Origin of the sequence: Agromyces humi (genome assembly GCF_009720255.1) — a bacterium.
In the GTDB taxonomy this organism is placed as follows: Bacteria; Actinomycetota; Actinomycetes; order Actinomycetales; family Microbacteriaceae; genus Agromyces; species Agromyces humi.
Genome location: NZ_WJSP02000709.1, coordinates 1 through 792, shown reverse-complemented (window position 1 = coordinate 792; position 792 = coordinate 1). Strand labels below are relative to the sequence as shown.

The window sequence follows — 792 nt, the reverse complement described above, 5'->3', positions numbered from 1 at the left end:
GTCCGTCGGGGCCGATGCCCGGGGTCGACTCCTCGTCGACGTGCATCGTGATGCTCACATCGCTCCTCGGGTGCGCAGGGTACAGAGCCACCCAAGGCCATCGGGGCTGCACTGTCGATGGGGAGAGGTCACCATCCCCGACACAGCAGCGTACCGGGCGCCCGGCTAGGCGCGCTGCGGCTGCGGGCCCGCGGCGAGCTCGCGGTCGTACGCCTCGCGGGCGAGGCGATTGCGCTCCGAGACCGCACGGCCGCGCGACGCGATCCAGCCGCCGAACCAGATCGGCACCTCGAGGGCGATGATGCCCGCGACGATCGCGAACGGGTCGAGCCAGCGCTGCGCGACGAAGTCGTTCGCCTGATCCAGCGTGAACGTCCACGCCTGCACCGTGAGCAGCGCCGCGCCGATGTAGGAGAGGTAGACGAACGCGCCGACCAGCAGGCCGAACACGGCGTAGCACCACCAGGGGCCGCGGTTCACGATGAGGGCGAGCACGGCGAAGCCGACGAAGCAGGCGAGCACCGGCACCCAGAAGACCGGCTGCAGGAGGAACTGCGTGAACACCGAGGAGGCCTGGGCGACGTCGCCGCGTCCGAGGAGGATCAGGTACGACACGCCCGCGTAGAGCAGCGCGAAGACGACGGTGCCGACCAGGGCGACGAGCACGCCGAACCCCCGGTTGCTCCGCACCTTCGGCGGCGTGGGAGCCTGCACGTACACGGTCTGCGGCGCCGGGGCCGCGACGGCGGGCGGGGGCGCGAGGTCGGGCTCGGGGGCGAGGGTCGCGGCGCC

At 72.3% G+C, this 792-nt stretch carries 1 pseudogene; it reads right to left on the bottom strand.

The features are described from left to right. Nucleotides 1–165 precede the first annotated feature (165 nt). Nucleotides 166–792: pseudogene (locus GH736_RS23705) on the bottom strand (ABC transporter); the annotation flags it as partial.